Below are 26,671 nucleotides of genomic sequence, written 5' to 3' on the forward strand. Positions count from 1 at the left end.
CCTGTCTGCGAACGAGGGTCGGTCGTCGTCAGTCGGTGCGGCCACGCCGGTAGCGGGCGGTGAGCTGGTCACCGAGAATCCCGACGTTGATGATCAGGAGGGACAGGGCGATGCCGGGCAGGGTGGAGATCCACCACTGCGGTTCGAGGTACTCCTTGCCGTTCGCGATGGTCTGCCCCCATGACACGGTCGAGGGGGGCAGGCCGATGCCGAGGAAGCTGAGTCCCGCCTCCGCCAGCACCACCAGGGCGAATTCGAGCGTGGCGAGGGCGACGATCGGCCCCGCGGTGAAAGGGAGTACATGCCGGGCGAGGATGGTCCGGCCCGGCACTCCCAGTACCCGCGCGGCGTCGACCCAGGGTCGTTCCCTGATGGAGAGCGCGACGCCACGGGTGACGCGGGCGAAGGTGATCCAGCCGGTCGCGGAGAGCGCGACGACGACCAGCAGGACGCTGCGCTCGAAGGCGCCCGCGATCACGATCGCCAGCAGGATCGCGGGAAACGCCAGGAGGATGTCGAATACCCGGGCCAGTACGGCGTCGACGCCGCCGCGGATGTAACCGGCGACGGCACCGAGGACGACCCCCACGAGACAGGAGATCGCGACCGTGGACACCCCGATGACTACCGATGTCCTGGCCCCGTAGACGATCTGGGCCAGCACGTCGCGGCCGAGCCCGTCCGTGCCGAACCAGGCCGTGCCTCCGGTGGACGTCTCGGAGCCGGGAGAGAGCAGCCGGTCCTCCAGGGACGTGCGCACCGGGTCGTAATCGATCAGCAGCGGTCCGATGAGGGCGACCAGCAGATAGAAGCCCACGACCAGAATGGGGATACGGGAGAGCAGCCGGCGCCTCGGCCTCGGCCGGGCCGTCGTCACCTTCTCGGGGGCGGCGGCGATGCCGGTCATCAGACGGCTCCCGTCCGGATACGCGGATCCAGCTGGGCGATGAGCAGGTCGGCCATCAGGTTGAGTACGACGACGATGCCCGCGATCAGGAGGGTGACACCCTGCACGACGGCGTAGTCGCGGTTGGCCACCGCGTCCACCACGAGCGATCCGAGGCCGGGCCAGGCGAAGACGTTCTCGACGATCACCGCGCCGCCGACCAGGGCTCCGACCTGGACGCCCACCACGGTCACGACCGGGATCAGCGAGTTGCGCAGGGCGTGGCCCAGCAGCACCTGACGCTCGGTCAGGCCCTTGGAACGGGCGGTCTGGACGTAGCCCTCGCGCATCGTCTCCGTGACGCTGGTGCGGGTCAGCCGGGCGATGATCGCGATGAAGGGGAAGGAGAGGGTGACGGCCGGCAGCACCAGATGCTGCGGAGTGCCGACGCCTGAACTGGGCAGCAGGCGCAGGCCGAGCGCGAAGACCAGCACCAGCATGATGCCGATCCAGAAGGTGGGGAACGACTGGAGGGCGATGGTGCAGGCCGAGACCACCCGGTCGAGCGGACCGCCCGGCCGTCCGCCCGCCAGCATGCCCAGCGTCAGTCCCACGGCCACCGCGATCGCGGTGGCCGTCAGCGTGAGGTCGATCGTGGCGGGCAGCCGGTCGAGGACCGCGTCCATGGCGGGCCTGCCGAGCCGGTGCGATTCGCCGAAGTCGAGCCGGGAGACATCACCGAGGTAGCTGAGGTACTGGGCGCCGAGCGACCGGTCGAGTCCGAGCGTGGCGCGCAGCTCGTCGATCCGGCTCCGGTCGGCGTCCGGGCCGAGCAGCACCGTCGCGGGGTCGCCGGGCGCGGCCCGGACGATGAGGAAGATCAGCGAGGCGGCGCCCCACATGACGAAAATCCCGATGAGCAGCCGTTGCACGATCATGCGGATCATGTCGTCGGCCTCCCGTCCGGGTCGGCGGCGACGGGGCGGGCCGGGACCGGGCCGATCGAGTCGCCCGGTACGAACTCGCAGGGCACCGTCAGCTGTCGCGGCTCATGGGTCTCCTGGTCGAGCAGTTCGATCAGTACCCGTACCGCCTCGCCGGCCATCTGGGCGCGCGGCAGCGAGAACCGCGTCCAGTTCCGCGACTCCGGTGTCCAGGAAGGCGGATCACCCAGGAGGGCCAGCGAGCAGTCCGCCGGGAATCGCACCCGCTCCGTGCCCGCCATCGTCGCCAGCGCCTCGGTGAGCCGGTTGTCCTCGGTGGGCTCGACCAGCAGGGACGTGATCCCGAGCCCGCCGATCCACTCCTCCAGATGGTCGATCGACAGGTCCGCCGGGTCGGCCAGGCGCCGGATCAGCGCCTCGTCCGGGACGATGCCGGCCTCGGCCAGCCCGCGCCGGTATCCCTCCTCGCGGTCCCTGGTGGGCTCGCTGTCCTCCAGGGCGCGCAGATACAGGATCCGCCGGTGCCCGAGTCGCGCCAGTTCGGCGACGAGTGCTCCGGTCGCCGATACGTAGTCGGCGGCCACGTACGACAGTTCACCGTCGTCCACCTCGCGGCGTCCGACGAAGACGAACGGGAAGTCCTCGCGGACCAGCGCCGACAATTCCTCGCGGCGGACGTTCCTGCCGAGCAGGACACAACCGTCCGCGATCTTGAGCCGGTTGGCCCCGCCGACATAGATCGACCGATCCGCCGACGGCGTACCGGTACCGGATTCGCCCCTGTCGGAACTGAACAGCAGCAGGTCGTAACCCTGCCGCGCCGTCTCTTCCGCGACGCCGAGCAGAAACGGGTAGTAGAAATCGCGCTGGTCGGTCGGGAAAACCGACTCGAAGGTGTAAAGCCCGAGAAGGCGGTTCCGGCCGCCTTTCAGACTGCGCGCGGCGACATTGGCCGCGTAGCCCAGTTCCTCGGCGGCCGCCAGAACGGCCCGGCGTGTCGATTCCGCGATCTGGGTACTCGCCGCGCCGCCGCTTATCACCAGCGACACCGTTGCCTGGGAGACGCCGGCGCGCCGGGCGATGTCCCGCTGGGTGGGCCGTCGACGCCGTTCGGGAGGGGCCATGAGCGCTCCCAACTAATACGTATTAGCAAGTGCCGCAAGACGCTACTCGGATGCCGCGAAACGCGTCAAGAGTCGTGAACTGCCTTTGTCACGCTTGTTTCTGACAGATGATCCGATCACGCGGCGTGACAGGATTCGCCATCCGTACGCACGGGCGAGCCATGGCACGCGGGCACGATATTCAGGAACATCGGGAACAGGACCGCATTCCGTTGATCCGGCGCCCCCGTGAGAAAGGGAATTCGATGACCGTCGACACCATTCCGGAGAACGCGACCCCCGCTTCCGCGTCTTCTGCCGCTCCCGCGGCCGACGGCCTCGCTCACCGCTTCGACCGGGACGGTTACGCCGTGCTGCCGGGCGTCCTGACGCCGGACGAGGTGGCGGAACTGCGGGCGGAGACCGTGCGGATCTGCCGTGGCGATCGGGGAGTGGTGGAGGGGGCGCTGCCGCCCGTCGCGGGCGAGAGCGACGACGACACCGTACGCAGATTCCTGTGCGTGCACTATCCGCACAAGCTGTCGGCGCTCATGCTCGACACCATGCGCCATCCCGCCGTCGTCGGCCCGCTGACCGAAGTGATCGGGCCCGACATCAAGTCGATGCAGTCGATGCTGTTCGTCAAGTCCGAGGGCAGGCCGGGCCAGGCGTGGCACCAGGACGAGATGTTCATCCCCACCCGGGACCGGTCGCTCACCGCCGCCTGGCTCGCCCTCGACGATGCCTCCGTCGACAACGGCTGCCTGTGGGTCCTGCCGGGTTCGCACGGGCCGGGCGTCATCTACCCCAACCGCGAGCACGACGACGCACGTTACGACTGCACGGTCGAGTCCTACGACTTCCCGTACGAGGAGTCCGATGCCGTACCTGTCGAGATCACCGCCGGATCGGTGCTGCTCTTCAACGGCTATCTGCTGCACAAGTCGCTGCCCAACACGGGCCGTCGAGGCTTCCGACGGGCCCTGGTCAACCACTACATGAGCGCCTCGTCCCTGCTCCCCTGGGCGCCCCCCGAGGCCGAACAGCCCATGGCCCAGGCCGACTTCCGGGACATCGTGCTGGTCGCGGGCCGGGACCCGTACGGCTACAAGGGCACCACGGACCTCCGTACGCCCCGGGTACGGCGCGACCGGTCCGGGGGCTGCGACAGGTGAGGACATGACGGAGGGACCGGAGCCCGTCCAGCCCGTGGCGCCGACACTGATGGCGCGGCTCGGTCCCGCGGTCGCCGACTATCCGCCCGGGTCGGTCTTCGGGCCCAGGGAGGCGGGTTCGTACGAGTTCGTCTGGCTGCTGCACGGCAGCGCCCGCTGGGTCTGCGGCGATCTGACCGTGCCTCTGGCGCCCAGCGCGCTGCTGCTCGTACGGCCCGGTATGCGCGACACGTTCCACTGGGACACCCACCGGCCCACCCGGCACGCCTACACGCACTTCCGGCTGCCCCCCGACGTACCGGGCGGTCAGGCACCCGACACCGACTGGCCGGTCGTCCGGGACCTGTCGGGGCGGGGCGACCCGATGGCCGCGCTCTGCCAGTACCTCCTGACACTCGGCGCGACACGCCCGCCGGCCTGGGAGCGGCACGCCGAGGAGACCCTGCGGCTGCTGCTCCTCACCTTCGTGCACGGCCCCGGCCCCGAGACCGGCCCGCATCCGCTCCCGGAACCCCTGGTCGCCATGATGGCCGCGGTCCGCGCGCACTGGTCGGACGGCGTAGCCCGGCCGCTCGCCCTGGAGCGACTGGCGCGGGCCGCCGGGGTCTCGGAGAGCACGCTCTGCCGTATCTGCCGGCGGCACATCGGCGTCAGCCCCGTGGAGGGGCTCGAACGGCTCCGGCTGGCGAGGGCCGAGCCGCTGCTGTGGCTGAGCAACCTCTCGCTGCGCGCCATAGCGGTCCAGTGCGGCTTCGCCGACGCGTACCACTTCTCGCGCCGGTTCCGCGCGGTCTACAAAATGGCTCCGAGCGCCTTCCGCGGGGTCCCGCCCGAGTCGGCACCACCGTCCCCGATCGCGAACGGCGCGCTGGCCGCGCTCCAGGCGCTGGTGCCGCCCTCGCAGCCGGGTCCCTGACCGGCGGAAGCGGCCGGAGTCGATTACCTCAGGGGTAATCGACCTGACTCCCCTCCCCCGGCAGGATCGAGGACATCGACGGGAGCCCGCGCGGGGATCCCGGCAGCAGCCACAAGGAGAACACCATGCCGGACAACTCCCCTGCCGGCACAGCGGCTTCAGTCGCCGACGCGACCCGGGCCGTCGTGCGGGAGTTCCTCACCGCCCGAGCAGCCGGAGACACCGAACGACTCGTCGCGATCTTCGCCGACGAGGTCGACTGGCTGCTCGCCGAGAACCCCGTCGTCCCGTGGATCCGCCCGCGTTCCACCGGACCCGAATGCGCGGCCCAGTTCACGGAGTTGATGGAGCACGTCGTGCCCGAGGACGCGCGCGCCACCGTCGATGCGTTCCTGGTCGACGGCGAGGACGCCGTCCTGACGGGGCACTTGGCGGGGACCGTACGCGTGACGGGTAAGTCCTTCGAGGGGCCGTTCGCGCTGCGCCTCACCGTCGAGGACGGCCGGATCGTCCGCCATCACCTCTACGAGAACAGCCTGTCGGTCGCGGAGGCCTGCACGGCGTGAGGACACCGGGCCGCACGGCATCGGGGCGCCCGAGATCCGGAGTCGGCGACGGAGACATGGATGCTGGGCCGCTGCACCACAGCCCGGCCGGAGCCGAACCGCCGGGATTCGAACCCGGGTCCCCTTTGTGAGAGAAAGAAGTATCCGTCACCTGCGCACCGGGCGCCCCGATGCCTGTGCCCCCCGAGATCAGGACGGCGTGCGGCGTATTTTCCCCGTAAGAAGTAGCCGCGGCCTGCGCACCGGGAGGTGCCGCGTGTGAAGTTGTGCGTCCAGAGACCGTCCCGTCAGGGCAACTCGCCTGCGTTCGGCTGGACTTGAGATGACAGTAGCCGACACCGGCCGATCGCCTCATCCGAATTTCCGCACGGCCCTGCGGGCGCTCGGGCGACCCTCCCGGTGCCGTAGGTCTCCGAAGCTGTTTCGCCGGGGCGCCGCCTACGACGGAATCGCGCGTATGAGAGTCAACGAACCGTGCAGCGCGGGCTGTTGGCGCAGAGACCCGTGGCGCCGGTCCCAGGCGCCGGACTCCAGGTCACCCCGTAGCGCCCCGACATACCGCTCCCGCTCCTCCGCGGCGACGAAGCTCCACGCCGAGCAGGCCTGCCGCGCCCGAGGGTCGAGCAGCCGTTCGGGGCGCGCGTAGTAAGCCTCGTTGAAACCGTCCGTGCAGTCCACGGGGATCGGCACCGGCGCCACGGACACCTCGCCGCCCAGCGTCCGGGCGATCGTCTCGATCGACGGGTAGCGCCGGGCCTCGGTGTCCAGGACCGCCGGCGCGTACGCGTACAGCCAGAACTCCCGTACCAGATCCGGGTCGCAGGTCAGGATCACCACCGGCCCGCGCGCCACGCGGCGCATCTCGCGGAGGCCCGCTTCGAGGTCGCTCCACTGATGGATGCTGAACGTGGTCATCGCGGCGTCGAAGGTGTCGTCCCCGAACGGCAGATCCTCCGCGACCGCGTCGACGGCTGCGGGCAGATGCGCCGGCCGCTGCGCCCGCATGGACGCCGACGGCTCGACCGCGGTCACGTCCAGCTCCGTCGACTCGTACGATCCGGCCCCGGCACCGACGTTGAGGACCGTCCTCGACAGTCCGAGTGCCTCGGTGATCCTTGCCGCTATCCGTTCGTCGGGGCGCCGGTGGTCGGCGTAGCCGCCACCGATCGTGCCGTAGTCCGCGTCCCCCGCGCTGCCGTCCACTCCCCTTTTGTTCATGCCAGGAACATATCAAGCCGCTCTCAGACGTGAAAAGGCACCGAGGTGACCACGATCTTGCGCAGGGGTCGCAGCGCCCGGCGCAGGCGCGGGGCGGTCCGGCCGTGCAGGGCGCTGTAGCGCCGCTGGCACATGACGACCTCCGGGAGGATCACGGTGAGGGTGAGGTCGGGCCGCTGGTGGTGCAGCGCCTCGATGTAGTTGACCAGGGGCGCGATGACGGCACGGTACGGCGAGACGAGCTCCTGGAGGGGCAGATGGTCGCCCCACAACCGCCAGTGTTCGCGGAAGGTCTCGGCCTCCCGAACGCCGGTGCTGACGTGCACGACGAGCACCGGCTGTTCGAGCGACGCGGCGTACGCGAGCGCGCGCATACCGGCGCGGTCCAGCGTCTCGATCGGTACGAGGGAGAGATGCCGGATCTCCTCGGGCATCTCCTCGGTCTCCTCCGCCCCCTCCGCCTCCCCCGACTCACGGAATGCCCGCGGGTCCCGCACCTCACGCCCGTCGGCCGAACCCGGTGAGCCAGGCCCCCCGGGCGACCCCGGCCGGTCGGACGAGTCGGGGGAGTCAGGGAGCACGTCGGGCGAGCCCTGGACACCCTCGGCCGGCGCCGCCACGCGAGGCGCGACGGTGCGGCGCGGGAGTTCGATCGCGTGCCGTTGGAGCCGCAGGGCCGCCGCGACGGTGTCGTAGTGGCGCCGGATGCGCGTCGTGACGACGAGGAAAAGCCCGACCGCCACGAGCGCGACCCAGGCACCTTGGGTGAACTTCGTGATGCCCGCCGTGATGAGGACAACCGCCGAGAGAACCCCGCCGGTCGCGTTGAACAACAGGCTCTTGCGCCAGTGACGGTCCCTCAGACGCCACCAGTGGACCACCATTCCGGCCTGCGACAGCGAGAACGCGAGGAAGACGCCGACCGCGTACAGCGGGATGAGTGACGCGGTGCGGCCGTCGAACGCCACGTACACCAGTCCCGCCGCGACCGACAGCAGGATGATGCCGTTGCTGAAGGCGAGCCGGTCACCCATCCGCGCGAAGAGGCGCGGCGCGTGGTCGTCGCGGGCCAGCAGGGACAGGACACGCGGGAAGTCGTTGAACGCGGTGTTGGCCGCGAGGAGCAGTACGGCGGCGGTGGCGGCCTGCGTGTAGACGTACATCGGGCCCGAGCCGTAACTGCTGTGGGCGAGTTGGGACAGCACCGTCTCTCCGGAGCGCGGCAGGATCCCGTCGAAGTGGACGAGGGCGATGATGCCCGCGAACAGAGTGACGAGGAGCCCGACCATCCAGGTCAGCGTCGTACGGGCGTTGCGCCACTCGACGGGCTTGAACGCGGGGACCGCGTTCGAGATCGCCTCGATGCCGGTCATCGCCGTCGCGCCGGAGGCGAACGCCCGCATCACGAGAAGGATGCCGAGCCCCTCGGTGGCGTTGACGGGCGGATCCGGCACCGGGTCGAAGCCCCGGCCGCCCGCGTCGGCGAGGCCGACGGTGATCAGCGCCACCATCGCGATCACGAAGGCGTAGGTCGGGGCGGCGAAGATGGCGCCGGCCTGCCGGATCCCGCGCAGGTTGCAGGCGAGGAGAACGGCGATGGCGGCGACGCCGATCAGTACGGAGGAGGGCGCCAGAGACGGCAGGGCGGAGGTGATCGCGGCGACGCCGGCGGCGATGGAGACCGCCACGGTCAGGATGTAGTCGGTCATCAGCCCGGCGGCGGCGACGAGTCCCGGAACACGCCCCAGGTTGTCGCTCGCCACGATGTACGAGCCGCCGCCGTGCGGATAGGCGCGGATGGTCTGGCGGTACGAGACGCCGATGGCCAGCATCAGGAAGACGATGGTGGCCGCGATGGGGATCGAGTACCCGATTCCGGCGGTCCCGGCGAGAACGAGGACGGCGAGCATCGCCTCGGGCCCGTACGCGACGGAGGAGAGCGCGTCGGCGGACAGGACGGGCAGGGCGACCAGCTTGCGCATCCGCTCGCGGGCGATGGCCGTGCTCGCCAGCGCGGGGCCCAGCAACAGGCGTCGTAGCCGGGGGAGACCTCGGGGCCGGTCGACCGGGGACGGTGGGCCCTCCTCCGGGGCGCCGGCGGGCAGCCGCGGCGGCGGGGTGCCCAGCACCGTGGGGCCGAACGGGGAGACCGGGACGACCCGGCCGAAGCGGGCGGGCGTGATCTGGGCCGGTGTGGGGAGAGCCCCCAGATCCGGGTCCACCGGCAGCGCGCGCCGCCATACGTCGCGGCCCGCCGACACCCGCCGCCATTCCCGTCCCACGCCGCGCAGCACGTCCAACTGCTGTGCGTCGAGTGCCCGGAGGGGGGTGCTGCCCGGTACCGCCGCACTCCGCGTGCTCTTTGCGTTCGAGGTATTACCGTGAGTGCCCGACATGCGGAAAGTCTCGCCGAATGCCCCACTTCGGGGTGGGAGTGACGCCGGGAGGTTCCCGGCCGAAGCCGACACAAGAACAGGGGCGGACTCACCTACAGGTCACGGCCGGTCGGGACCGGCGTGCCTCATGACCTGCCGCGGTGTATCCAGTGGGCCCGGCGCTGATGCCGAAGGGCCGGAGGAGTCGCCGAAGGCGACCGGTCCGACGGCTGTGCGGGCTGTGCGGGCGCCTCCTGCGCGGGGGTGCGCTCGGCGGGGCGCTGGAGGGTGTCGAGGGCGTAGTTCGTGGTGGCGATGCAGTTCACGAGCTGTTCCTCGGTGAAGTCCTCCGACCCGGGCACATGGGGGACGAACCCGATCAGGGCTCCCTCGTTGACGATCTCCGCGTCGAGTCCCGCCGCTCCGTCCATGTCCCAGAGCGCCTCGATCCTGTCGTCGAGGACGACCCGGATGCCGAACTCGTAAACACCCGCGTGCACCAGGTGCGCCATGACTCCGCGGTCACGAAGTTCCGCGGTCAGGCGCTCGGCGCGATCCGCGTCCATACGGAGCACCTCTTCACCTACGACGTTCCTGGGCCCGGACCACCCTCAGGGGGTCCTGAAGCCCTCGTCCTTCCAACGGTACCGCTCCCGCACGCGGCACGCCGAACCTCCATGCCCCCCTCCACGGCCGTTCCCACGCCCGTTCCCACGCCGCGGACGCCCGTATCGGTACCTTCCGCCGCCCGAGCAGGGGGCCCTTTCTCCAGTGGGCCCGGGAGTGGGCCCTGAGGCCCTGCGTCTGGGCCCGGGACACTCCTTACTCTCCAGCCCCAACAAGTGAACCGGTCAAGGCTTGGACGAGGAGCTCGGATGAACGGCAATGATCATCGTCGCAGAGCGTACGCGCACGCCGAGACGGGCCAGGGCGGCGTCGAGTACGTGGCGATGATCGGCGTCGTCGCCGCGGTCGTCGCGGGGATCGTGGCGCTGACCGTCCCCACCGACACGGCCGTGGCTCTGGAGGACGCGGTCTGCCGGATCGTCAACGCGGGCGACGGCGGCGACGGCTGTGACTCCGGGGAGGGAGGCGGGGGCGACGACGGAGGTGGCGGCGGGGAAGGCGACCCACCGGAGGGACCGCCCGGCGACCCGTTCCAGCCCGCGAAGTGCCTGCTCTCGCAGGATCAGACCAAGGAAACCGTCGTCGTCCAGATCCTCTTCATCAAGATCAGCAGCTCCGAGCAGATCAAGCTCCAGCAGTGGTCCGACGGCACCGTCACCCTGGAGCGGATCACCGAGTCCGGAGGCGGCGTCACCGCCAGCATCTCCGCCGGCATCCCGGGTCTGAAGGACTGGGGCGGCAGCGCGTCGCTCAGCGGCAGCTACATGAAGGGCAGCGGCAGCGGCGGCCAGTGGCTGTTCAACGGCAACAAGACCGGCGACCCGCAGAAGGACCTGGAGCTCAATCTGGAGGACGCCAAGCAGTTCACCGAGTACCTCAAGCAGAATGACGGTTGCCGCTACCAGAGCGGCTACAACCCCGGGGCGGCGATGGGAGCCTGCCAGCAGGACGCGGCCTCCAAGAAGCCGGACCTCGAACCGGAGAAGGCGCCGGACGTCGACATCACCAAGACCAGCACCGAGGCGGCGGGCAGCGTCAGCTTCGGCAAGTCCTTCACCAAGGGCAAGGGCGGCAAGGACAAGGACGGCAAGCCGACCGAACTCGGCAACATATCCGGTGAGTTCGGGACCGGCACCATGACCGAGGACGTCGTCGTCATGCGCGCCAACACCGGCCCCGACGCCGGCAAGATCACCTTCATCTACACCTTCAGCGTCGACGCCAAGGGCGGCGAACTCGCCCAGGGCAAAGCCACCCGGATGCAGCAGGTCGCCGTCACCTACGACGCCGCCACCTACGACCAGGAAGAGAAGGACGGCAAGGAACACCGCCCGGAGAAACTCGTGATCACCACCAGCCAGGAGAACGGCGCAGGCGCCGGCGTACAGGCCGGAGCGGGCGCCAACATCCCCGGAACACCGGTCACCATCGACGTCGGCGGCGGTGGCGGCACCATCGAGTCCAAGATCCACACCGAGTCCGCCGAACTGGTCCTCGACAACGACGGCGACAGCGAACTCGTCGAGGACTGGCTCCGCGACCGCGGCGACTTCCCCGCCAGTGACGCCCTGCCCACCCCCTCGGAAGCGGCCGAGGCACCCGGCAGCGACGCCGGACCACTGGAACGCCTCCTGCACGACAAGGCCAAACTCTCCCGCCTCGACTACAACGCCAACACCGACTGGTGGAACGCCTCACTCGGCATCGGCTTCGGCATCTCCGCCGGCCAGGTCACACTCGGCTTCAAACTCTTCGGCATCGACATCACCCACGAAGAGAAGAACCAGACCATCACCGGCGACCCCACCTACGCCACCGGCCCCAAGAACGGCGGCGCACGCCCCTGGGTCGAGTGGAAGAACTGCACGCAGACAACACCGATCGCCTAGGGCCTGCCGTTGCCCCTGGGCCGGACATGCCGGCCCCGGGGCATCGCCGGGACGGACCGTGGAAGGGCCGCACGCCGCACCCGTATCATCCGCCGGGAAACGGGAGGGGCTTGGTGGCGCCGCGCGACAACTGGCCCGGGACGACCATCCGGAGAGAGCACAGAGATGAAGGTCAGTCAGTGAAGGCCGCCGTACGCCGCTGGGCCCCATACGTGGCACTGTCGTTGGCACTCGCGGTCGCCGCCGGCTACGGGTGGTACCGGATGAGCGACACCGGAAAGGGCTGGCGGTACGAGGAGCGTCTGAAGACGTTCTGCGAGGGCCTGATCCCGTACGAGGAGTCCGCCGGGTTCACGGGTAAGGACGGGGCACGTCTCTCGCGGGACTACCGCGCGGGCGGGTCCGAGGGGGACTACGACTCGTGCACGGTCGCGGGTCTCGACCTCACCATAGGACGGCTCCCCGACTCCACCTCCGACAGCGACCGCCCCGACGTCTTCGACCGGCTGGGCGAGGTCGACGCGGACTCCCCGCCCGTACCCCTCGGCGGCGGGTGGCGCGGCTACACCGACCTCGTCAACACAGCGGTTGTCCTCGCCTGTGACAACAAGCCCGGGTCGGTTGTCGTGACGGCGCACGACGACGACGCGGCGGACGCGTCCAGAGCCCAAGGAATCGCGGAGTTGGTGGCCGCCACCGCGGTCGAGGCGGCCGGTCGCTGGGACTGCGGCGTGAAGGCCGGCGGCCGGATCCCGAAGCCCGCCGCCGAGCCGGAGCGCGCCTCGCGCTTCCACGCGACGGGGACGTGCGAGGGGATACCGCTGGGCGATCAGGACGACGTGCACTGGATCAAGGAAGGTCCGGCGAGCGGCACAGCGCCCCTGGAGGAATGCGCACTGGGCGAGACGAAGGCCGAAGCCGTCAACCTGTTCGAGTTCGAGGCGGCGTTCGGGCCCTTCGCGCAGCGCCTGCGCTCGGACGATTCCGACCGCGGCGATTTCGAGCGGGGAGCGGGCGGTTCCCAGGGCTTCTTCTGGGCGACCGCCCGCTGCCCCGGTGACGGCGCCCGGGCCGTCTTCTGGGTCGATCCGACGGAATATGCCTACGTCGACAAAGAGGCGAACGAGTTCGCCAGGATGGCTCTCAGCACGTTCGCCGAACGCAGGGCGGAGCAACACGGCTGCACCGACCTGACGTTGCCGACGGCATCGTCGTAGGGGCTCTGCGCATCGCACGCGCACCACACCGGCCGCGCCGCCTGCGTCCAAGTCCGTCGCTGATGGGGAATGCTGACGGTCTGGCGGTCTGACGGACCGAGGCGAGGAGCGGTGTGGTGCGAGAGACGGACGTGATCGTCGTCGGCGCTGGTGCGGCCGGTCTCTCCCTCGCGTACAGGCTCCGCACCCCTCCCCCCGGCCATCCGGTTCCCGACGTGACCCTGGTCGACGCCCCTGCCGGTCCCTTGAGGCCGCCGGAGCGCACCTGGTGCTTCTGGGAGGCGTCCCCCGGGGACTTCGACAGCGCGTTGACCGCCTCCTGGGACTCGCTGCGCGTACGGGGGCGGGACGGGGCGGCAACTGTCGGGCGGCCCGCCCCCTTCCACTACAAGATGCTGCGGTCCGGCTCGTTCGAAGCCCTGCTGGCCGGGCGGCTGGACGTGCCCGGGGCGCCGCGCCGGGTGGTGGCCCGCGTCGACGGGATCAGGGACATGGCGTCCGGCCGCGGCGCCGAGGTGACGGGCGTCGCCGCCGACGGGAGCGTGCTGACACTGCGGGGCCGCTGGGTCTTCGACTCGCGTCCCCCGCGCGCCCTGCCACCGGCGCGGACGACGCTGCTCCAGCACTTCCGTGGCTGGTTCGTCCGGACCGACCGGCCGGTGTTCGATCCCACGACCGCCGATCTGATGGACTTCCGGACCCCGCAGCCCGTCAACGGACTGTCGTTCGGATACGTCCTGCCGACGAGCGCGTACGAGGCGCTGGTCGAATACACCGAGTTCTCCCGCGCGGTGCTGGACGACGCGGGATACGCCCGGGCGCTCAGGCAGTACACCGAGCAGGTCCTGGGGCTGGGCGCCTTCGAGGTGACCGCGACCGAGCAGGGTGTCATCCCGATGACCGACGGCCGCTTTCCCCGGCGCGCGGGCCGTTCGGTGTTCCGGATCGGGACCGCCGGCGGCGCCACCCGCCCGTCGACCGGTTACACGTTCGCCGCCGTGCAGCGGCAGGCGCGGGCCGTCGCCGACGCGTACCACACCGGACGGGTGCCCGAACCGCCGCCCGCCTACTCGGCGCGCGCCAGGGCGATGGACGCCGTTCTGCTGCGCGGGCTGGACAGCGGCCGGGTCGACGGCGCCGAGTTCTTCGAAGGGCTGTTCCGGCGCGTACCGATGGAGCGGCTGCTCCGTTTCCTGGACGGCGACACCCGACCGTACGAGGACTTCACGATCGGCCTGCGCACCCCGGTCCGGCCGATGCTGCGCACCGTCGCCGAACTGCCCTGGCTGCTCAGACGGCGGACCGGGACTCCATGAAACCCAAGAGACCGATGTGACCGACGAAACAGGTGGCACCGAAAGGAAACGGCCGTCAGATGACGCTCCTGCACGACGCGGAACTCTCCGCCGCCTTCGACCACGCCGCACTCGCCTACGACCGGCTGGTCGGCGTCAACCCCGGCTACCACGCGCATCTCAGGCGCTCCGCGCGGCGCCTGCGGCCGCCCCGTGGCGGCGCCGGGCTCCGGCTGCTCGATCTGGGGTGCGGGACCGGAGCGTCGACGGCCGCGCTGCTCACGGCCGCCCCGCACGCCGAGATCGTGGCGGTGGACGCCTCGGCCGGGATGCTGGAGCGAGCGGCCGCCAAGCCGTGGCCCACCGGCGTCTCGTTCGTCCACGCGCCCGTGGAACGGCTGGCGGAGGCGGGCGTCACCGGTCCGTTCGACGCGGTCTTCGCCGCGTACCTCTTCCGGAACGTCACCGACCCGGACCGGACACTCGCTCTCGTACGGTCCTTGCTCGCGCCGGGCGGCCGGCTCGGTGTGCACGAGTACGCGCTCGGTGGACGCGCCGTGGACCGCGCGGTCTGGACAGCCGTGTGCAAGGGCGTCGTCCTTCCCGCCGGGCGGCTGGCCGGTGACACGGACCTCTACCGTCATCTGTGGCGCAGCGTGGTCGAGTTCGACACCGCGTCGGCCTTCGGCGACCGGCTGCGCCGCGCCGGGTTCGCGGATGTCCGGGTGCTGCCGATGCCGGGCTGGCAGACGGGTATCGCGCACACCTTCGTGGGCCGCCGGGGCTCGCGGTGACCGCCCGGCACGGGACGGGCCGGAGCGACCTGGCCGTCCCGCGCCGGGGCCGGGACCGCCGCGCCCGGGTGATCCGGCATGCGCCGGGGCGGGACCGCTTCGGCGGTGACGCCCCTGACGTCGCGGTCGTCGGGGGCGGTATCGCCGGGCTCGCCGCCGCGACCGCGCTCGCGGAGCGCGGTGCGGGCGTCACGCTGTACGAGCGCGAACAGGGCCTCGGCGGGCGTCTGACCGGGTGGCCCGTCACGCTGGCCGACGGTTCGGCGGCCACCATGAGCCGGGGCTTCCATGCCTTCTTCCGGCAGTACTACAACCTCCGGGGCCTGCTCCGGCGTGCCGATCCCGGCCTCGGCACGCTGACCGGGCTGCCGGACTATCCGCTACGGCACAGCGCGGGCGCGTACGACAGTTTCGCCCGTGTTCCCCGCACACCGCCGTGGAGCGCCCTGGGATTCGTCGGGCTCAGCCCCACGTTCGGATGGCGGGATCTCGGCCGGATGGATCCGAGGGCCGCGCTGCCGCTGCTCGATGTGCGGGTGCCTGAGGTGTACGAGGAGTTGGACAAGGTCAGTGCCCAGGACTTCCTGGCCGGGATCCGTTTTCCGGAGGCGGCGCGGCATCTGGCGTTCGAGGTGTTCTCCCGCAGCTTCTTCTCCGATCCCGCCGAACTGTCCGCGGCCGAGCTGGTGTTGATGTTCCACATCTACTTCCTGGGATCGAGCGAGGGCCTGCTCTTCGACGTACCGGACGAGCCCTTCCCCACCGCCCTGTGGGAGCCGCTGGGCTCGTATCTCGCCGGGCACGGCGTCGAGTTGCGTACCGGAAGGCCGGTGGACGAGGTGGCACCCGCGGCCGGCGGTGGACTGAAGGTGACGGCGGATGGGCGGCCACGGCGGTACGACGCGGTGGTGCTCGCGCTGGACAGCGGAGGGCTGCGCCAAGTGGTCGCTCAGTCCCCCCGGTTGTGCGACGCGTGGTGGCGTGCGCGGATCGGACGGTTGCGCGAAGCCCCGCCGTTCCTGGTGTCGCGGCTGTGGCTGGACGGCCCGGTGGCCGCCGACCGGCCCGGTTTCCTGGGCACCAGCGGATTCGGCGGGCTCGACAACGTGAGTGTGCTGGACCGCTGGGAGGGCGAGGCGGCTCGGTGGGCGAGCCGGACCGGCGGCTCGGTGATCGAGCTGCACGCGTACGCCGTCGCTCCCGGCGCCGACCGGGCCCTCCAACAGAGGCTGCTGGTCGAGCAGTTGCACCGGGTGTACCCGGAGACGCGGGACGCGAGGACCGTCGACGCGCGGCACGAATGGCGGTCGGACTGTCCGCTGTTCCCGGTGGGGGGTTACGGCGACCGGCCCACCGTACGCACACCGGACCCGGATGTCGTGGTGGCGGGCGACCTCGTCCGTACGGATCTGCCGGTGGCGCTCATGGAACGCGCCGCGACCACGGGCTTCCTGGCCGCCAACGCGCTGCTGGAGAGGTGGGGCGTACGCGGTCAGACGCTGTGGACCGTACCGGACAGGGGACGGTCGGCCGGGCTGCGCGCGCTCGTACGGCTGGCCCGGCGCTGATCCGAGCGGCGGTGGCCGGTCCAGGTCCCCGGTCATCCGCCGTACTGTGCGCACTCGCTGTTGTCGCCGCCGCTGCGGCAGCCCACGGGCCCGCTCGGTGCGGGGACGGGGCGATTCCGCTCGTCCTCGTGGGACTGGAGGGCGGCTCCGGCGAAGAAGGCGCAGGCGATGAGCAGGGCCGTCGCGCCCTGGCTCACCGCGGTCACGGTCGCTCGCGCGCGGGACGCGACGACGGCGGCCAGGAACGCCACAAGGCCGACTCCGCCGAGGGCGGGCAGATAGCGCCAGAGGGATGCCGACTCGGCACTGGCGGCCGGGTCGAGGTCGAAATGGTCGAAGAAGGGCCACAGAACGACGATCACGGCCACGGCGACCAGCTCGACGAAGACGAGTGCGCAAGAGGCTCCCACGTCGGGGCCTCGCTCCGTGCGGGACTTCACCGAGGCGTCGAAGGCCGGGGGCGCGAGGGGCAGGTCGCTCATGTCGAACACACTGCCGGTCGGCGCGGCGCGCGGGCATGAGTACGGATACCTAGGGGCGTGTCCGCGAAGGAGCGCCGGCCGCCCCGGGGGGGGGCAGGGCCCGCGGCGGTTGGTGCGGTGCGTCGCGAGACGGAGGACCGGTCTCGTACCGGGCGTACTCGGCCGACTGAGGACAACGCGGCGGGTGCCGTGCCAGGCGTCGCGGGCCGGGCGGGACTTCGCGGACACGGCGTGGCCCTGTCGCCGCCGGGGCGAACGCTCCCCGGTCCCGCCTGATCCAAACGACAGACCCTAGCCCGGAAAGCGGCCCGTGCTGCGCAGGTGCCAGCGGCGTTCCGCGTACGCGAGGTCGTCGCGCCACAGGCGCCCGGCCACCGCGCGCATCAGCGGGCGCAGTGCGGGGGCGGCGGCGCGGGCGGCGGCGAAGCCCGGTCGGTCGGAGGCGGCGACGACCGCCTCGACGACGGCGGTACGGGGCCGGCCGCGGTCGTCGTGGCCGAGCGGGGTGGCATGGGTCTCCACGACGGAGCCCCGGCCCTCGCCCTCCGTGATGCGCATGACGACCGTGCGCGGCTCCGGCGCCGTGAAGACGGCGCGCACGGGCACCACGGCCCGCCCGGCGACCTTGAAGGAGACGTCCACGGCGAAGCCGTCACCCGCGTCGGACCCGGCGTCGGGGCTCTCTCCACCGCCCTCCGGGCTCGACAGGACTGTGAGATCCACGAAGGAGTACGGGTGCAGCCAGGCGCCGTGCCAGGGGTCGAGCCGGTTGGCCACCACGTCCTCGGGCTCGCACACGCCGAAGCCGGTGTAGACGGCGTCGACGGATCCGGCCGCCTCGGGCCGGGGCGGGACGACCGGCCGGTCCAACGGGCTCTCGCCCCCCGCACGGTCGAGCCGTACCCAGGCCAACACCCCGTCGTCGTACGCCGGGTAGGGCTCCCAGCCCGTGAACGGCCCGCCGTCCAGGGCGAGTCCGTGCCAGTGGCAGATGAGCGTGCCGCAGTGCACCCGGCTGTCCTTGAGCGGCGCGCCGAGGTGCGGACAGGCACCCGGGCCGGCCACCAGTTTCCCCGACTCGTCGCGCCACAGGACCAGTTCGACGCCCGAGATGGTCCGTCCCAGCGGGCGGCCGGGGCGTACGTCGCGGGCGGCGCCGGCGACGTACCAGTTGCCGGACGGCCGGGCGAGCGCCCGTCGCAACGCGCCGGCGATGACGCCCGGCCGGGCATCGCGCCAACTTGGCTTCTGCTGCGTCCAGTTGACGGCACGTCGGCGCAGCTGTAGCGGGTACCGTCCACGCTCCCCGCCGCGCACGGGTCGATCCCTCACGCCACCTCCTCGTGCACGGCGCCCTGACGCGCCCGCGTCGCTCGTACACCGGTGGACGCGGCCGGCGTACCGGGCACCCGCGCGACGACCCTCGTCCGGGCCGCCCTCGTCCGGGCCGCCGCCACCCGTACCAGCCCGTCGACGGCCACGGCGGCCCGCCGCCGGCGCGGCACGACGGCACGGCGGTGCAGTACGGCGTACCCGTCGTCGGCGACGGCGTCGAGGATCCCCCCGTACAGCACGAACGCCGCGCGGATGCAGGGCCGCGACTGCGGGGCGAGCATGGCGAGCCCCGGCGCCGCCCGCCGGTAGACCCCGCGGGTCAGGGCGACGGCGGCCTTCACCCCGGCCGTGATCCGCGGGTCACGGGCGCCGGTGGTACGACTCCACTCCAGCAGCTCGCGGTCGACTCCGTGAGCGGCGAGCAGATCCGCGGGGAGATAGATCCGGCCGCGATCGAGGTCTTCGCCGACGTCCCTGACGAAGTTGGTCAGTTGGAAGGCGACGCCCAGCGCGGCGGCGTGCGGGGCCGCCTCCTCGCGGGGGACGACGGTGCCCAGCACGGGCAGCATCTGGAGGCCGATCACGGCGGCCGAGCCGTACATGTAGCCGTACAGATCGTCGTAGGTGGCGTAGTCCGTGACCGTCAGGTCGCTGCGCATGGAAGCCATGAAGGCGGTGAACAGCCGGTGGTCGATTCCGTAGCTCGCCGCGGTGTGGGCGAGCGCCCCGACCACCGGTTCGCGACTGCGTCCCGAGCGCAGCCCGTCCTCCAACCGCGCCTGGAGGGTGTCCAGTTGGGCGGTCCGCTCGGCGGTGGTCGTGGCCGGGTGTTCGAGGTCGTCGACGATGTCGTCGGCCCAGCGGGCGAAGCCGTAGAGGGCGTGCACGGCGGGCCGCCGTTCGACGGGCAGGAGGCGGGTGGCGAGGAAGTAGGTCCTCCCGTGGCGGGCGTTGAGCCGACGGCACCGCGCGTAGGCGGCGCGCAGACAGGGGTCGGCGATGCCGGCGGCGTCGAGTTCGCGTTCGGTCATGCGCGCCGTCCTTTCGGTACGGGGACGGTCTCCAGGCCCCCGGGGCCGGTTCCCGTGACGCGGGCGGCGGCGAGCTTGCCGGAGATCAGGACGGTGGGGACGCCGACTCCGGGTGTGGTGCCGCAGCCGGCGAGCACGGCGTTCGTGGTGCCGCGCACCAGGTTGCGCGGGCGGAAGGGGCCGGTCTGCGCGAACGTGTGGGCGGCGGAGAAGGGCGTGCCCGCCGCGTGTCCTTCGGCGGCCCAGTCGGCGGGCGTGACCAGGCACTCCTCTTCGATGGCGGCACCGAGTCCGTCCAGTCCGCGCCGTTCGAGCTCGGCGAGGAGGCTGTCGCGGTAGCGCGGACCGAGGTCCGCCCACTCCTGGACGCCGGGTCCGATACGGGTGTTGGGGCAGGGCGCCAGGATGTAGTGGAGGTGGCGGCCCGGTGGTGCGAGGGAGGGGTCGGTGGCTGTGGGGCGGGTGATGAGCAGTGAGGGATCGCTCATGAGGCTCCCGGTGTGGGTCAGTTCCCTGAATGTGCCCTTCCATGCCTGTCCGAACGAGATGGTGTGGTGGCCGAGCGCCGGCCAGGTGCGGTCGGTGCCCGCGTGCAGGACCACCGCGGACGGTGAGAACCGCAGCGGGACCGTACGGTACGGCCGTCTGCCGAGCAGGCGATAGGTGACGGGCAGGTCGGGTGTGAGGACGACCGCGTCGCAGGGGATGCGTACCCGGTCGTCGCCCCGGCCGGTGATGACGGCCGTGATCCGGTCACCTGATCCCTTGTGGGATCCCCCTCCGGCTCCCCCGCCCGACCGTTCCAGGCGTGTGACGTCGTGGCCGTAACGGAAGTCGGCGCCCGCGTCGGCCGCCGCCTCCGCCATGGCCCGGGGCAGGGCGTGCATGCCGCCACGGGGGAAGTAGACCCCGGCGACGGTGTCCATGTAGGCGATGACGGCGTACGCGGCCAGTGCCTTGGCGGGCGGGACTCCGGCGTACAGGGCCTGGAAGGAGAAGATCCGGCGCAGGCGTTCGTCCGCGAGGAACGACCCGACGCGGGCGTCCAGCCGGCCGAAGCCGCCCAGTGCCGCGAGACGTGCGAGGTCGGGGTGGAGCAGTCGCAGGGGCGAGTCGAAGTTGGCGTCGATGAAACGCCGCATCTGTACCGCGTACAGCTTCTCCAGCCAGCGGCGCAGCCGACGGTAACCGTCCGCCTCACGGGCGCCCGCGAAACGCTCGACCTCGGCCGCCATCGCGTCGGCGCCGGTGTGGACGTCGAGCGCGCTGCCGTCGGCGAAGCGCGCCCGGTAGGCGGGATGCAGCGGGATGAGGTCGAGCCGGTCGGCGAGCTTGTCGCCGACCGCGGCGAAGACCTCCTCGACGAGGTCGGGCATGGTGAGGACGGTGGGGCCGGTGTCGATCCGGTAGCCGCCGCGTTCGAGATGGCCGGCGCGGCCGCCGGGCCGGGAGCCGCGCTCGACGACGGTGACGGCGCGTCCGGCGCCGAGCAGATGCAGGGCGGCGGAGAGCCCGGCGAGCCCGGCTCCGACCACGACGACGTGGTCGGTCGGTCCGTCGACTGTCTTCATCGGCCGCTCCCCCGGCCGACGCCGGCGATCGGTGGGGCGACACGGACGACGACGCGGCAGGGCGCGGCGCCGTGGGCGGGGGCGCGGTCGGGGGCCCGGTCAACCAGGGCGGTGGGCCTGCCCTGCCGGATGTCACCGCCGCCGGGGTCGCCGGTACGCCTCGGATCGCCGAAGTCGCCAGGCAGGTCCTCGCGAAGCCGGATGGCGTCAGCGGCGCGGTTCGCCGGGCGGAGCCCGTACACAAAGGTATTGAGGCCCCCGGCCCGCACCGCCCTCGTGACGGCATCCGGCCGCCAGACGCCTCCCCGCTGTCCTCCGGAGGGTCGTGCCCCGGTCCTGTTTCGGCCCATCGCGTTTCCTCTCCTCGTGTCGGACGGCCGTGTTCACCGTTCATCCGGATCGGACGGGGAGTTCGGAGGCGCTGTCCCCGGCGAGTTCTGGTGGCGCGCCTCAGTCCACCACGGTCGTCGGCCGCACGTCGGTCAGCCGCGTCAATGGTGCGCCTCTTCGGGTGACACCGCACCGCTGAGCGTCGCCCGGCCGGGTGCCGTCCCGCCGCGCCTTTCGCCGATACGGCGGAAAGACCGACGTCGGCGCGCCGTCACCCGGCCCGGTCACGTCGTGGGCCTATAGATACCCCTGACGGCCCGAACGGAGCGAACCGCGGGCACGAGTGAGCACCGTTGAGCGGAAGGAGCACCATGACCGTCTCGGTCGTCCTGTTCACCAGCGACCTGCGCCTGCACGACAACCCCACTCTCCACGCCGCCCTGGCCGGCGCGGACGAGGTGGTGCCGCTCTTCGTCCTCGACGAGGCCATCGCATCGGCCGGGTTCGCCACGCCCAACCGGTGGGCGTTCCTCGCGGACTGTCTGACCGATCTCGACGCGGGACTCCGGGAGCGCGGCGGCCGGCTCGTCGTACGCACCGGCGACGTGGTGGCGCGGGCGCGTGAGGTCGCCGCCGAGGCGGGCGCGGACGAGGTGAGGACGGCCGGCGGCGTCAGCGGTTACGCCCAGCGGCGCGAGGAACGGCTGCGGCGCGGGCTGGAGTCCGACGGCCGCCGGCTCTGTGTCCACGAGGCCACGCTCACCGCGCTCCCGCCGGGGGCCGTCACACCGGGCGGCTCGGATCACTTCGCGGTCTTCACCCCGTACTTCCGCCGCTGGTCGCGCGAGCGCCCGCGCGACGTACTCGCGGCTCCCCGGACCGTACGAGTGCCGGCCGGGATCGGTTCCGGCCGTGTCCCGGCGCGTGCGGACACCCCGGGAGTCTCGGAGGGTCTCGCCGAGGGCGGAGAGACGGCGGGCCGGAAGCGGTTCGCCGCCTGGAAGCGGTCCGGCCTCGCGGCGTACGAGGACGGTCAGGACGACCTGGCGGGCGACATGACCTCGCGGCTCTCGCCGCACCTGCACTTCGGCACGCTCTCCCCCACCGAACTCGTCGTGCGGGCGCGCCGGGCGGGCGGTGCGGGTGCCGAGGCGTTCGTACGGCAGTTGTGCTGGCGGGACTTCCACCACCAGGTGCTGGCCGCCCGGCCCGACGCGTCGGTGGCCGACTACCGCACCAAGCACGACCGTTGGCGGTCGGAGGAGTCCGCCGGTGCGGAGATCGAGGCATGGAAGGCGGGCCGTACGGGCTATCCCGTGGTGGACGCCGCCATGCGCCAGCTGCGCCACGAGGGGTGGATGCACAACCGGGGGCGGCTGCTGACCGCGAGCTTCCTCACGAAGACGCTGTACGTGGACTGGCGTGTGGGCGCGCGTCACTTCCTGGAGCTGCTGGTGGACGGCGACATCGCCAACAATCAGCTCAACTGGCAGTGGGTGGCGGGGACCGGCACGGACTCGCGCCCCAACCGGATGCTCAACCCGGTGATCCAGGGCAAGCGGTACGACCCGGAGGGGCGCTATGTACGGCGCTGGGTACCGGAGTTGAGCGGATTGGCGGGCTCGGCCGTCCACGAGCCGTGGAGACTCCCGGGGCCCGAACGGGCCGGGTACGACTACCCGGACCCGCTCGTGGAACTGGCCGAGGGCCGCGACCGCTTCCGCCGGGCACGCGAGAAGAGCTGAGCGTGCGCCGGGACAGACCCTAAGGCGTGTTCGCCGGGCCCGGACGCGCCGACGGTGACAGATGGACGCGGCAGTCGCTCAGGCCCGGCAGGTCCGGGATCCGTTCGACCCGCCAGCCGCGCGCGTACGCCGGTGGACGGGCCTGCCCCGCCACCACGAACGCCACCGGCCGCTCGCTCGCGACGGCCACGAGCTGGGCCGGGGTGATGCTCCCGTCGTGGCCGCCTGTCTGCCGTGACGCGCAGCCCGCCCGGAAGGCCACCCTGATCGCCTCGGTACCGCTGATCACACACGGCGGTCTGACACCCTGCCGGGCCAACACCGCTGCCACACCGCTCAACTTGACCCGGTCGGCCCGGCTCCGTTCCGCGCGGTCCGCGACGACGGAACCCTGGACCCACAGATGCGCGACCGCCGCCGTCACGAGGAGCCCGACGACCAGCCGGCGGGGCCGGGCGGTCCGGACGAGCCAGACCAGAAGGAGAGCGGTGGGCAGGGCGAACAGCGCGTACACGGGGAGCAGGAAGCGCGGCGCGGCGTATCCGATCAGCAGCAGGTACTGCACGGCCATCGACAGACCGACCAGCGTCGGCACCAGCACGAGAGGCAGCCGTCGCAGGCGTGCGGCGACCAGCACCCCGCCGAGGGTGAGCAGCGGCAGGGCGAACCACCAGATCGCGGTGGCCGGCCGACGCCACCGGATGTCGCAGGGGCGGCAGAGCAACCGCCCGTCGAGCGAGCGCATGTGGTCGCCGAAGACGAGGTGCCAGCCGAGGTGTCCCTGGATCTCGCTGGCGCGCGCGAGCCGCGTGAAGAGCCCGCCGTAACTGACGTACGCCTCGATGATCCACTCCGCGCAGCCGATCGCCCCGCCTGCCGCGAGCGCCGTCAGCAGGGCCCACCGCCGCCACCGTCGGACGGCGAGGGCGACGAGTGCGAGGGGCGCGCTGAGCCAGAAGGCGTCGGTGGGACGCATGAGCGCGACGAAGGCCACGGCGACGCCGAGACCGATGAGAGCCGTACGGTCGGTCCGGTCGAGCGCCGCCCTGACGAAGAAGCCGACGGCGCCGAGGCAGCCGAGGGCGACCCAGAGGTTCGGCATGACCTGCGGCCCGTAGAAGAGCGTGATCCACAGCCCTGCGAACAGGGCGCCCGCGAGGGCGAGTACGGAGGCGGGAAGCAGCCGTCGCCAGACACCGAGGGCGAGGAAGAGTCCGGCGCCCGAGAGCAACGCCAGATAGGCGCGGAGCACTTCGACGGATGAGGTGAGCGAGGTGACCGGGGCGATGAGGAAGGTAATGCCGCGCGCGCGTGGGGCGCTGAAGAACGCGGTGTCGGAAGGGGCGCGGCTGACTTGGCTGGTGTACACGGTCTCGTCCCAGCCGAGCCCGGATCCCGGTACGAGGAAGACGAGTTGAACAATCGTGTACACGCTCGCGACGACCGCCGGCCAGAGGAGACCGCCGTCGGCCGTCCAGTCCCGGCGGGCCGGGCGGCTCGTCTCTCGCAGGCCGGTCGCGACGGCCTTGGTCTGTGTCATGGCCCAAAGCTGCCTGGCCGGGACGTACCGGGCCGACGGGACACGCCACGAGACGAATATTAAGAAATCGCATCTAAAGCATACGATTCACTCGATGGGCGTGTATCCGAACGTGGGTGCCTCGCCCGGCGAGGAGACCATCCGGCGCGCCAACTGCACGATATGGGCGCGCAGATCGGTGTCGTCGCCGGCGGCCGGGCCGAGAATCAGCCGGGTGATCTGCGGGAACGCTGTCGGCAGGATGGCGAGGCCGATGAGCGCGAGGAGAGTGCTCGCCGCCTCCCCGTCGGACTCGGAACCCAGGGTGTCGGAGAGCGTTCCGACCATGTCGCGGTAGTGGGCGGTGCGCGGCTGTTCGTTCGGCAGGCCGCCTCCGTCGTAGTGGAGGGCCTCCCACATCATCAGGCGCAGCAGTTGCGGGTTGCGCCGGTGGAGGTCGTAGATCCGGCCGGCGTAATCGGCGGGGTCGCCGGACGGCGGCCCGAGCAGTGTGGCGTGTTCGGTCAGGGCCTCGGAGATGACGGCGGCGAAGAGCTTCTCCTTGCTACCGAAGTAGCCGTAGATCCGTTCCTTGCTGACGCCCGCCTGTTCGGCGATACGGCCGACGCGTGCGCCGCCCATGCCGTGGGCGGCGAATTCGTCGCGGGCGGCGGCCAGCAGCCGGGCGCGGGTTCCTGCCAGTTGATCGGTGCGAGGCATGGTGGAACCCTACATTGCCGACCAGACGGTTGGTTGGCTACGGTGCGGATCATGACAACGACACGAGGAACGGACACGGACGCGGTCACCGGTTCGGACACGGAGGTCTGGGTGACCGGGCTCGGGGCGACCACGCCGCTGGGTGGTGACGCGCCGTCGACGTGGTCCGCGATGTGCGCCGGGGAGAACGGGGTCGGCGCGCTGGACGACGACTGGGCGGCGGAGCTGCCCTCTCGGCTCGCGGCCCGGCTGCGGGTGGACCCGGCGACGGCGCTGCCGCGGACCGAGGCCCGCCGGCTGGACCGGTGCGAGCAGGCCGCGCTCGTCAGCGCCCGCGAGGCATGGGCCGACGCGGCGCGCCCGCAGGCCGATCCGGAACGGATCGCGGTCGTGATCGGCACGGGAGTCGGAGGCGTACTCTCGCTGCTCGGCCAGGACGACATCCTGGAGGCGTCCGGGCCGCGCAAGGTCTCGCCGCACACCGTGCCCATGCTGATGGCCAACGGGCCCGCCGCCTGGGTGAGCATCGACCTGGGCGCCCTGGGCGGGGCGCACACGCCGGTGAGCGCGTGCGCTTCCGGGGCCGAGGCAATCGCCACCGGGCTCGACCTGATCCGGCTCGGCCGGGCCGATGTGGTCGTGGCGGGCGGGGCGGAGGCATGTCTGCACGCGCTGCCGCTGGCGGGGTTCGGGCGGATGATGGCGCTGTCCACGGCCAACGACGATCCGGCGGGGGCCTCGCGGCCGTTCGACGCGGGACGCGACGGCTTCGTGCTGGGCGAGGGCGCGGCCGTACTGGTGCTGGAGCACGCGGAGTTCGCCCGCTCGCGCGGCGCCCGCGCCCACGGCGTGCTCGTCGGCGCCGGGGTGACGTCCAGCGGGCGGCACATCACCGCCTCGGACCCGGCCGGCCAGGCGCGCGCCATCCGAACGGCCCTGCGGTCGGGCGGGCTCACTCCGGAGGACGTCGGGCTCGTGCACGCGCACGCGACGTCCACCCCGCAGGGTGACGTGGCGGAGGCGGAGGCCATCGCCGAGGCGGTCGGCAGGCACCCGGTCGTCACGGCGACCAAGTCGATGACGGGTCATCCGCTGGGCGCGTCCGGGGCCCTGGGCGCGATGGCGGCGGTGCTCGCTCTGCGGGACGGGACGGTGCCGGCCACCAGGAATCTCGACACGCTCGACCCGGCGATCGACCTCGATGTCGTCTCCGGCCGTCCTCGTCAGGGGGCCTGGACGGCGGGGGTCGCCAACTCCTTCGGCTTCGGCGGCCACAATGTCTCGCTGGCGTTCACGGCGGCGGGATCGAACGCGCGTACGGCCGGGGGGTTCTGACCTGTCGTTGGACACACCGCGCCGCCACAC

23 protein-coding genes are annotated in these 26,671 nt (G+C 71.8%); 10 read left to right on the top strand and 13 right to left on the bottom strand.

Features of this window, described 5'->3' with window-relative positions:
- Nucleotides 1-28 precede the first annotated feature (28 nt).
- From ACIBBB_RS18050 to ACIBBB_RS18060, 3 genes are read right to left on the bottom strand one after another with little or no spacing between them, the layout of a single operon-like run.
- Nucleotides 29-907, bottom strand: coding sequence for an ABC transporter permease (locus ACIBBB_RS18050; protein WP_398982994.1), 879 nt, complete (start codon nt 905-907; stop codon nt 29-31).
- Entirely contained in the window at nt 907-1,833 is a 927-nt protein-coding gene (locus tag ACIBBB_RS18055; protein WP_398982996.1) for an ABC transporter permease, read from the bottom strand. The genes ACIBBB_RS18050 and ACIBBB_RS18055 overlap by 1 nt, the downstream gene beginning before the upstream one ends.
- Nucleotides 1,830-2,954, bottom strand: coding sequence for a LacI family DNA-binding transcriptional regulator (locus ACIBBB_RS18060; protein ID WP_398982998.1), 1,125 nt, complete (start codon nt 2,952-2,954; stop codon nt 1,830-1,832). Before ACIBBB_RS18060 ends, ACIBBB_RS18055 begins: the two co-directional genes overlap by 4 nt.
- Nucleotides 2,955-3,199: 245 nt before the next feature.
- On the opposite strand from ACIBBB_RS18060, the gene ACIBBB_RS18065 reads away from it, so the two are divergent.
- From ACIBBB_RS18065 to ACIBBB_RS18075, 3 genes are all read left to right on the top strand, one after another.
- Entirely contained in the window at nt 3,200-4,108 is a 909-nt protein-coding gene (locus tag ACIBBB_RS18065) for a phytanoyl-CoA dioxygenase family protein (RefSeq protein ID WP_398983000.1), read from the top strand.
- Between the two features lie 4 nt (nt 4,109-4,112).
- Nucleotides 4,113-5,024 carry an AraC family transcriptional regulator gene (locus ACIBBB_RS18070; protein WP_398983002.1) on the top strand — a complete coding sequence of 304 codons (912 nt, stop codon included), beginning with the start codon at nt 4,113-4,115 and terminating at the stop codon, nt 5,022-5,024.
- A gap of 125 nt (nt 5,025-5,149) precedes the next feature.
- On the top strand, nt 5,150-5,590 hold the full coding sequence (locus ACIBBB_RS18075) for a nuclear transport factor 2 family protein (RefSeq protein ID WP_398983004.1): 441 nt from the start codon (nt 5,150-5,152) through the stop codon (nt 5,588-5,590).
- A gap of 438 nt (nt 5,591-6,028) precedes the next feature.
- Here the strand turns inward: ACIBBB_RS18075 and ACIBBB_RS18080 are convergent, their stop codons facing one another.
- The 3 genes from ACIBBB_RS18080 to ACIBBB_RS18090 form a co-directional block, all read right to left on the bottom strand.
- On the bottom strand, nt 6,029-6,808 hold the full coding sequence (locus tag ACIBBB_RS18080) for a class I SAM-dependent methyltransferase (RefSeq protein ID WP_398983006.1): 780 nt from the start codon (nt 6,806-6,808) through the stop codon (nt 6,029-6,031).
- Between the two features lie 23 nt (nt 6,809-6,831).
- Nucleotides 6,832-9,204 (bottom strand): APC family permease, encoded by a 2,373-nt coding sequence (locus ACIBBB_RS18085; RefSeq protein WP_398983008.1) that lies wholly within the window; start codon nt 9,202-9,204, stop codon nt 6,832-6,834.
- 125 nt (nt 9,205-9,329) lie between these two features.
- Nucleotides 9,330-9,749, bottom strand: a complete 420-nt coding sequence (locus ACIBBB_RS18090) for a hypothetical protein (protein WP_398983010.1) — start codon at nt 9,747-9,749, stop codon at nt 9,330-9,332.
- A 309-nt stretch (nt 9,750-10,058) separates the two neighbouring features.
- Between ACIBBB_RS18090 and ACIBBB_RS18095 the strand changes: the two genes are divergently transcribed.
- The 5 genes from ACIBBB_RS18095 to ACIBBB_RS18115 all read left to right on the top strand — a co-directional run bounded on the left by ACIBBB_RS18095 (nt 10,059) and on the right by ACIBBB_RS18115 (nt 16,573).
- Complete coding sequence (locus ACIBBB_RS18095; RefSeq protein ID WP_398983012.1) at nt 10,059-11,699, top strand: hypothetical protein; 1,641 nt, start codon at nt 10,059-10,061, stop codon at nt 11,697-11,699.
- Nucleotides 11,700-11,962: 263 nt separating this feature from the next.
- A complete protein-coding gene (locus ACIBBB_RS18100; protein WP_398983014.1) occupies nt 11,963-12,916 on the top strand; it encodes a hypothetical protein in 954 nt (317 codons plus the stop codon).
- A 116-nt stretch (nt 12,917-13,032) separates the two neighbouring features.
- Nucleotides 13,033-14,232 carry a lycopene cyclase family protein gene (locus ACIBBB_RS18105; protein ID WP_398983016.1) on the top strand — a complete coding sequence of 400 codons (1,200 nt, stop codon included), beginning with the start codon at nt 13,033-13,035 and terminating at the stop codon, nt 14,230-14,232.
- Between the two features lie 59 nt (nt 14,233-14,291).
- Complete coding sequence (locus tag ACIBBB_RS18110; protein ID WP_398983018.1) at nt 14,292-15,005, top strand: class I SAM-dependent methyltransferase; 714 nt, start codon at nt 14,292-14,294, stop codon at nt 15,003-15,005.
- Nucleotides 15,002-16,573, top strand: a complete 1,572-nt coding sequence (locus ACIBBB_RS18115; RefSeq protein ID WP_398983020.1) for an FAD-dependent oxidoreductase — start codon at nt 15,002-15,004, stop codon at nt 16,571-16,573. Before ACIBBB_RS18110 ends, ACIBBB_RS18115 begins: the two co-directional genes overlap by 4 nt.
- Nucleotides 16,574-16,605: 32 nt before the next feature.
- Here the strand turns inward: ACIBBB_RS18115 and ACIBBB_RS18120 are convergent, their stop codons facing one another.
- From ACIBBB_RS18120 to ACIBBB_RS18140, 5 genes are all read right to left on the bottom strand, one after another.
- Nucleotides 16,606-17,055 (bottom strand): DUF6234 family protein, encoded by a 450-nt coding sequence (locus ACIBBB_RS18120; protein WP_398983022.1) that lies wholly within the window; start codon nt 17,053-17,055, stop codon nt 16,606-16,608.
- A gap of 291 nt (nt 17,056-17,346) precedes the next feature.
- Nucleotides 17,347-18,387: a DUF5914 domain-containing protein gene (locus ACIBBB_RS18125; RefSeq protein WP_398983024.1), complete on the bottom strand. Its 1,041-nt coding sequence runs from the start codon at nt 18,385-18,387 to the stop codon at nt 17,347-17,349.
- Nucleotides 18,384-19,421 (bottom strand): phytoene/squalene synthase family protein, encoded by a 1,038-nt coding sequence (locus ACIBBB_RS18130; protein WP_398983026.1) that lies wholly within the window; start codon nt 19,419-19,421, stop codon nt 18,384-18,386. Before ACIBBB_RS18130 ends, ACIBBB_RS18125 begins: the two co-directional genes overlap by 4 nt.
- Nucleotides 19,418-20,992 (bottom strand): phytoene desaturase, encoded by a 1,575-nt coding sequence (locus tag ACIBBB_RS18135; RefSeq protein ID WP_398983028.1) that lies wholly within the window; start codon nt 20,990-20,992, stop codon nt 19,418-19,420. The genes ACIBBB_RS18130 and ACIBBB_RS18135 overlap by 4 nt, the downstream gene beginning before the upstream one ends.
- Entirely contained in the window at nt 20,989-21,234 is a 246-nt protein-coding gene (locus ACIBBB_RS18140; RefSeq protein WP_398983030.1) for a hypothetical protein, read from the bottom strand. Before ACIBBB_RS18140 ends, ACIBBB_RS18135 begins: the two co-directional genes overlap by 4 nt.
- 459 nt (nt 21,235-21,693) lie before the next feature.
- Here ACIBBB_RS18140 and ACIBBB_RS18145 point away from each other — a divergent pair, with 459 nt between their 5' ends.
- Entirely contained in the window at nt 21,694-23,067 is a 1,374-nt protein-coding gene (locus ACIBBB_RS18145; protein WP_398983032.1) for a cryptochrome/photolyase family protein, read from the top strand.
- A gap of 19 nt (nt 23,068-23,086) precedes the next feature.
- Here the strand turns inward: ACIBBB_RS18145 and ACIBBB_RS18150 are convergent, their stop codons facing one another.
- Together ACIBBB_RS18150 and ACIBBB_RS18155 are read right to left on the bottom strand one after the other, a co-directional pair.
- Nucleotides 23,087-24,607, bottom strand: coding sequence for a hypothetical protein (locus ACIBBB_RS18150; RefSeq protein ID WP_398983034.1), 1,521 nt, complete (start codon nt 24,605-24,607; stop codon nt 23,087-23,089).
- An 87-nt stretch (nt 24,608-24,694) separates the two neighbouring features.
- Complete coding sequence (locus ACIBBB_RS18155) at nt 24,695-25,306, bottom strand: TetR/AcrR family transcriptional regulator (RefSeq protein WP_398983036.1); 612 nt, start codon at nt 25,304-25,306, stop codon at nt 24,695-24,697.
- A 51-nt stretch (nt 25,307-25,357) separates the two neighbouring features.
- On the opposite strand from ACIBBB_RS18155, the gene ACIBBB_RS18160 reads away from it, so the two are divergent.
- On the top strand, nt 25,358-26,641 hold the full coding sequence (locus ACIBBB_RS18160) for a beta-ketoacyl-[acyl-carrier-protein] synthase family protein (protein WP_398983038.1): 1,284 nt from the start codon (nt 25,358-25,360) through the stop codon (nt 26,639-26,641).
- The last annotated feature ends 30 nt before the right edge of the window (nt 26,642-26,671 follow it).

The organism is Streptomyces sp. NPDC051217 (assembly GCF_044455465.1).
GTDB lineage: Bacteria > Actinomycetota > Actinomycetes > Streptomycetales > Streptomycetaceae > Streptomyces.

Excerpts from the sequence above, each read along its gene's own strand:
- ACIBBB_RS18050 (WP_398982994.1), bottom strand. The coding sequence starts at position 907 with ATGACCGGCATCGCCGCCGCCCCCGAGAAGGTGACGACGGCCCGGCCG.
- ACIBBB_RS18055 (WP_398982996.1), bottom strand. The coding sequence starts at position 1,833 with ATGATCCGCATGATCGTGCAACGGCTGCTCATCGGGATTTTCGTCATG.
- ACIBBB_RS18060 (WP_398982998.1), bottom strand. The coding sequence starts at position 2,954 with ATGGCCCCTCCCGAACGGCGTCGACGGCCCACCCAGCGGGACATCGCC.
- ACIBBB_RS18065 (WP_398983000.1), top strand. The coding sequence starts at position 3,200 with ATGACCGTCGACACCATTCCGGAGAACGCGACCCCCGCTTCCGCGTCT.
- ACIBBB_RS18070 (WP_398983002.1), top strand. The coding sequence starts at position 4,113 with ATGACGGAGGGACCGGAGCCCGTCCAGCCCGTGGCGCCGACACTGATG.
- ACIBBB_RS18075 (WP_398983004.1), top strand. The coding sequence starts at position 5,150 with ATGCCGGACAACTCCCCTGCCGGCACAGCGGCTTCAGTCGCCGACGCG.
- ACIBBB_RS18080 (WP_398983006.1), bottom strand. The coding sequence starts at position 6,808 with ATGAACAAAAGGGGAGTGGACGGCAGCGCGGGGGACGCGGACTACGGC.
- ACIBBB_RS18085 (WP_398983008.1), bottom strand. The coding sequence starts at position 9,204 with ATGTCGGGCACTCACGGTAATACCTCGAACGCAAAGAGCACGCGGAGT.
- ACIBBB_RS18090 (WP_398983010.1), bottom strand. The coding sequence starts at position 9,749 with ATGGACGCGGATCGCGCCGAGCGCCTGACCGCGGAACTTCGTGACCGC.
- ACIBBB_RS18095 (WP_398983012.1), top strand. The coding sequence starts at position 10,059 with ATGAACGGCAATGATCATCGTCGCAGAGCGTACGCGCACGCCGAGACG.
- ACIBBB_RS18100 (WP_398983014.1), top strand. The coding sequence starts at position 11,963 with ATGAGCGACACCGGAAAGGGCTGGCGGTACGAGGAGCGTCTGAAGACG.
- ACIBBB_RS18110 (WP_398983018.1), top strand. The coding sequence starts at position 14,292 with ATGACGCTCCTGCACGACGCGGAACTCTCCGCCGCCTTCGACCACGCC.
- ACIBBB_RS18120 (WP_398983022.1), bottom strand. The coding sequence starts at position 17,055 with ATGAGCGACCTGCCCCTCGCGCCCCCGGCCTTCGACGCCTCGGTGAAG.
- ACIBBB_RS18130 (WP_398983026.1), bottom strand. The coding sequence starts at position 19,421 with ATGACCGAACGCGAACTCGACGCCGCCGGCATCGCCGACCCCTGTCTG.
- ACIBBB_RS18135 (WP_398983028.1), bottom strand. The coding sequence starts at position 20,992 with ATGAAGACAGTCGACGGACCGACCGACCACGTCGTCGTGGTCGGAGCC.
- ACIBBB_RS18145 (WP_398983032.1), top strand. The coding sequence starts at position 21,694 with ATGACCGTCTCGGTCGTCCTGTTCACCAGCGACCTGCGCCTGCACGAC.
- ACIBBB_RS18150 (WP_398983034.1), bottom strand. The coding sequence starts at position 24,607 with ATGACACAGACCAAGGCCGTCGCGACCGGCCTGCGAGAGACGAGCCGC.
- ACIBBB_RS18155 (WP_398983036.1), bottom strand. The coding sequence starts at position 25,306 with ATGCCTCGCACCGATCAACTGGCAGGAACCCGCGCCCGGCTGCTGGCC.
- ACIBBB_RS18160 (WP_398983038.1), top strand. The coding sequence starts at position 25,358 with ATGACAACGACACGAGGAACGGACACGGACGCGGTCACCGGTTCGGAC.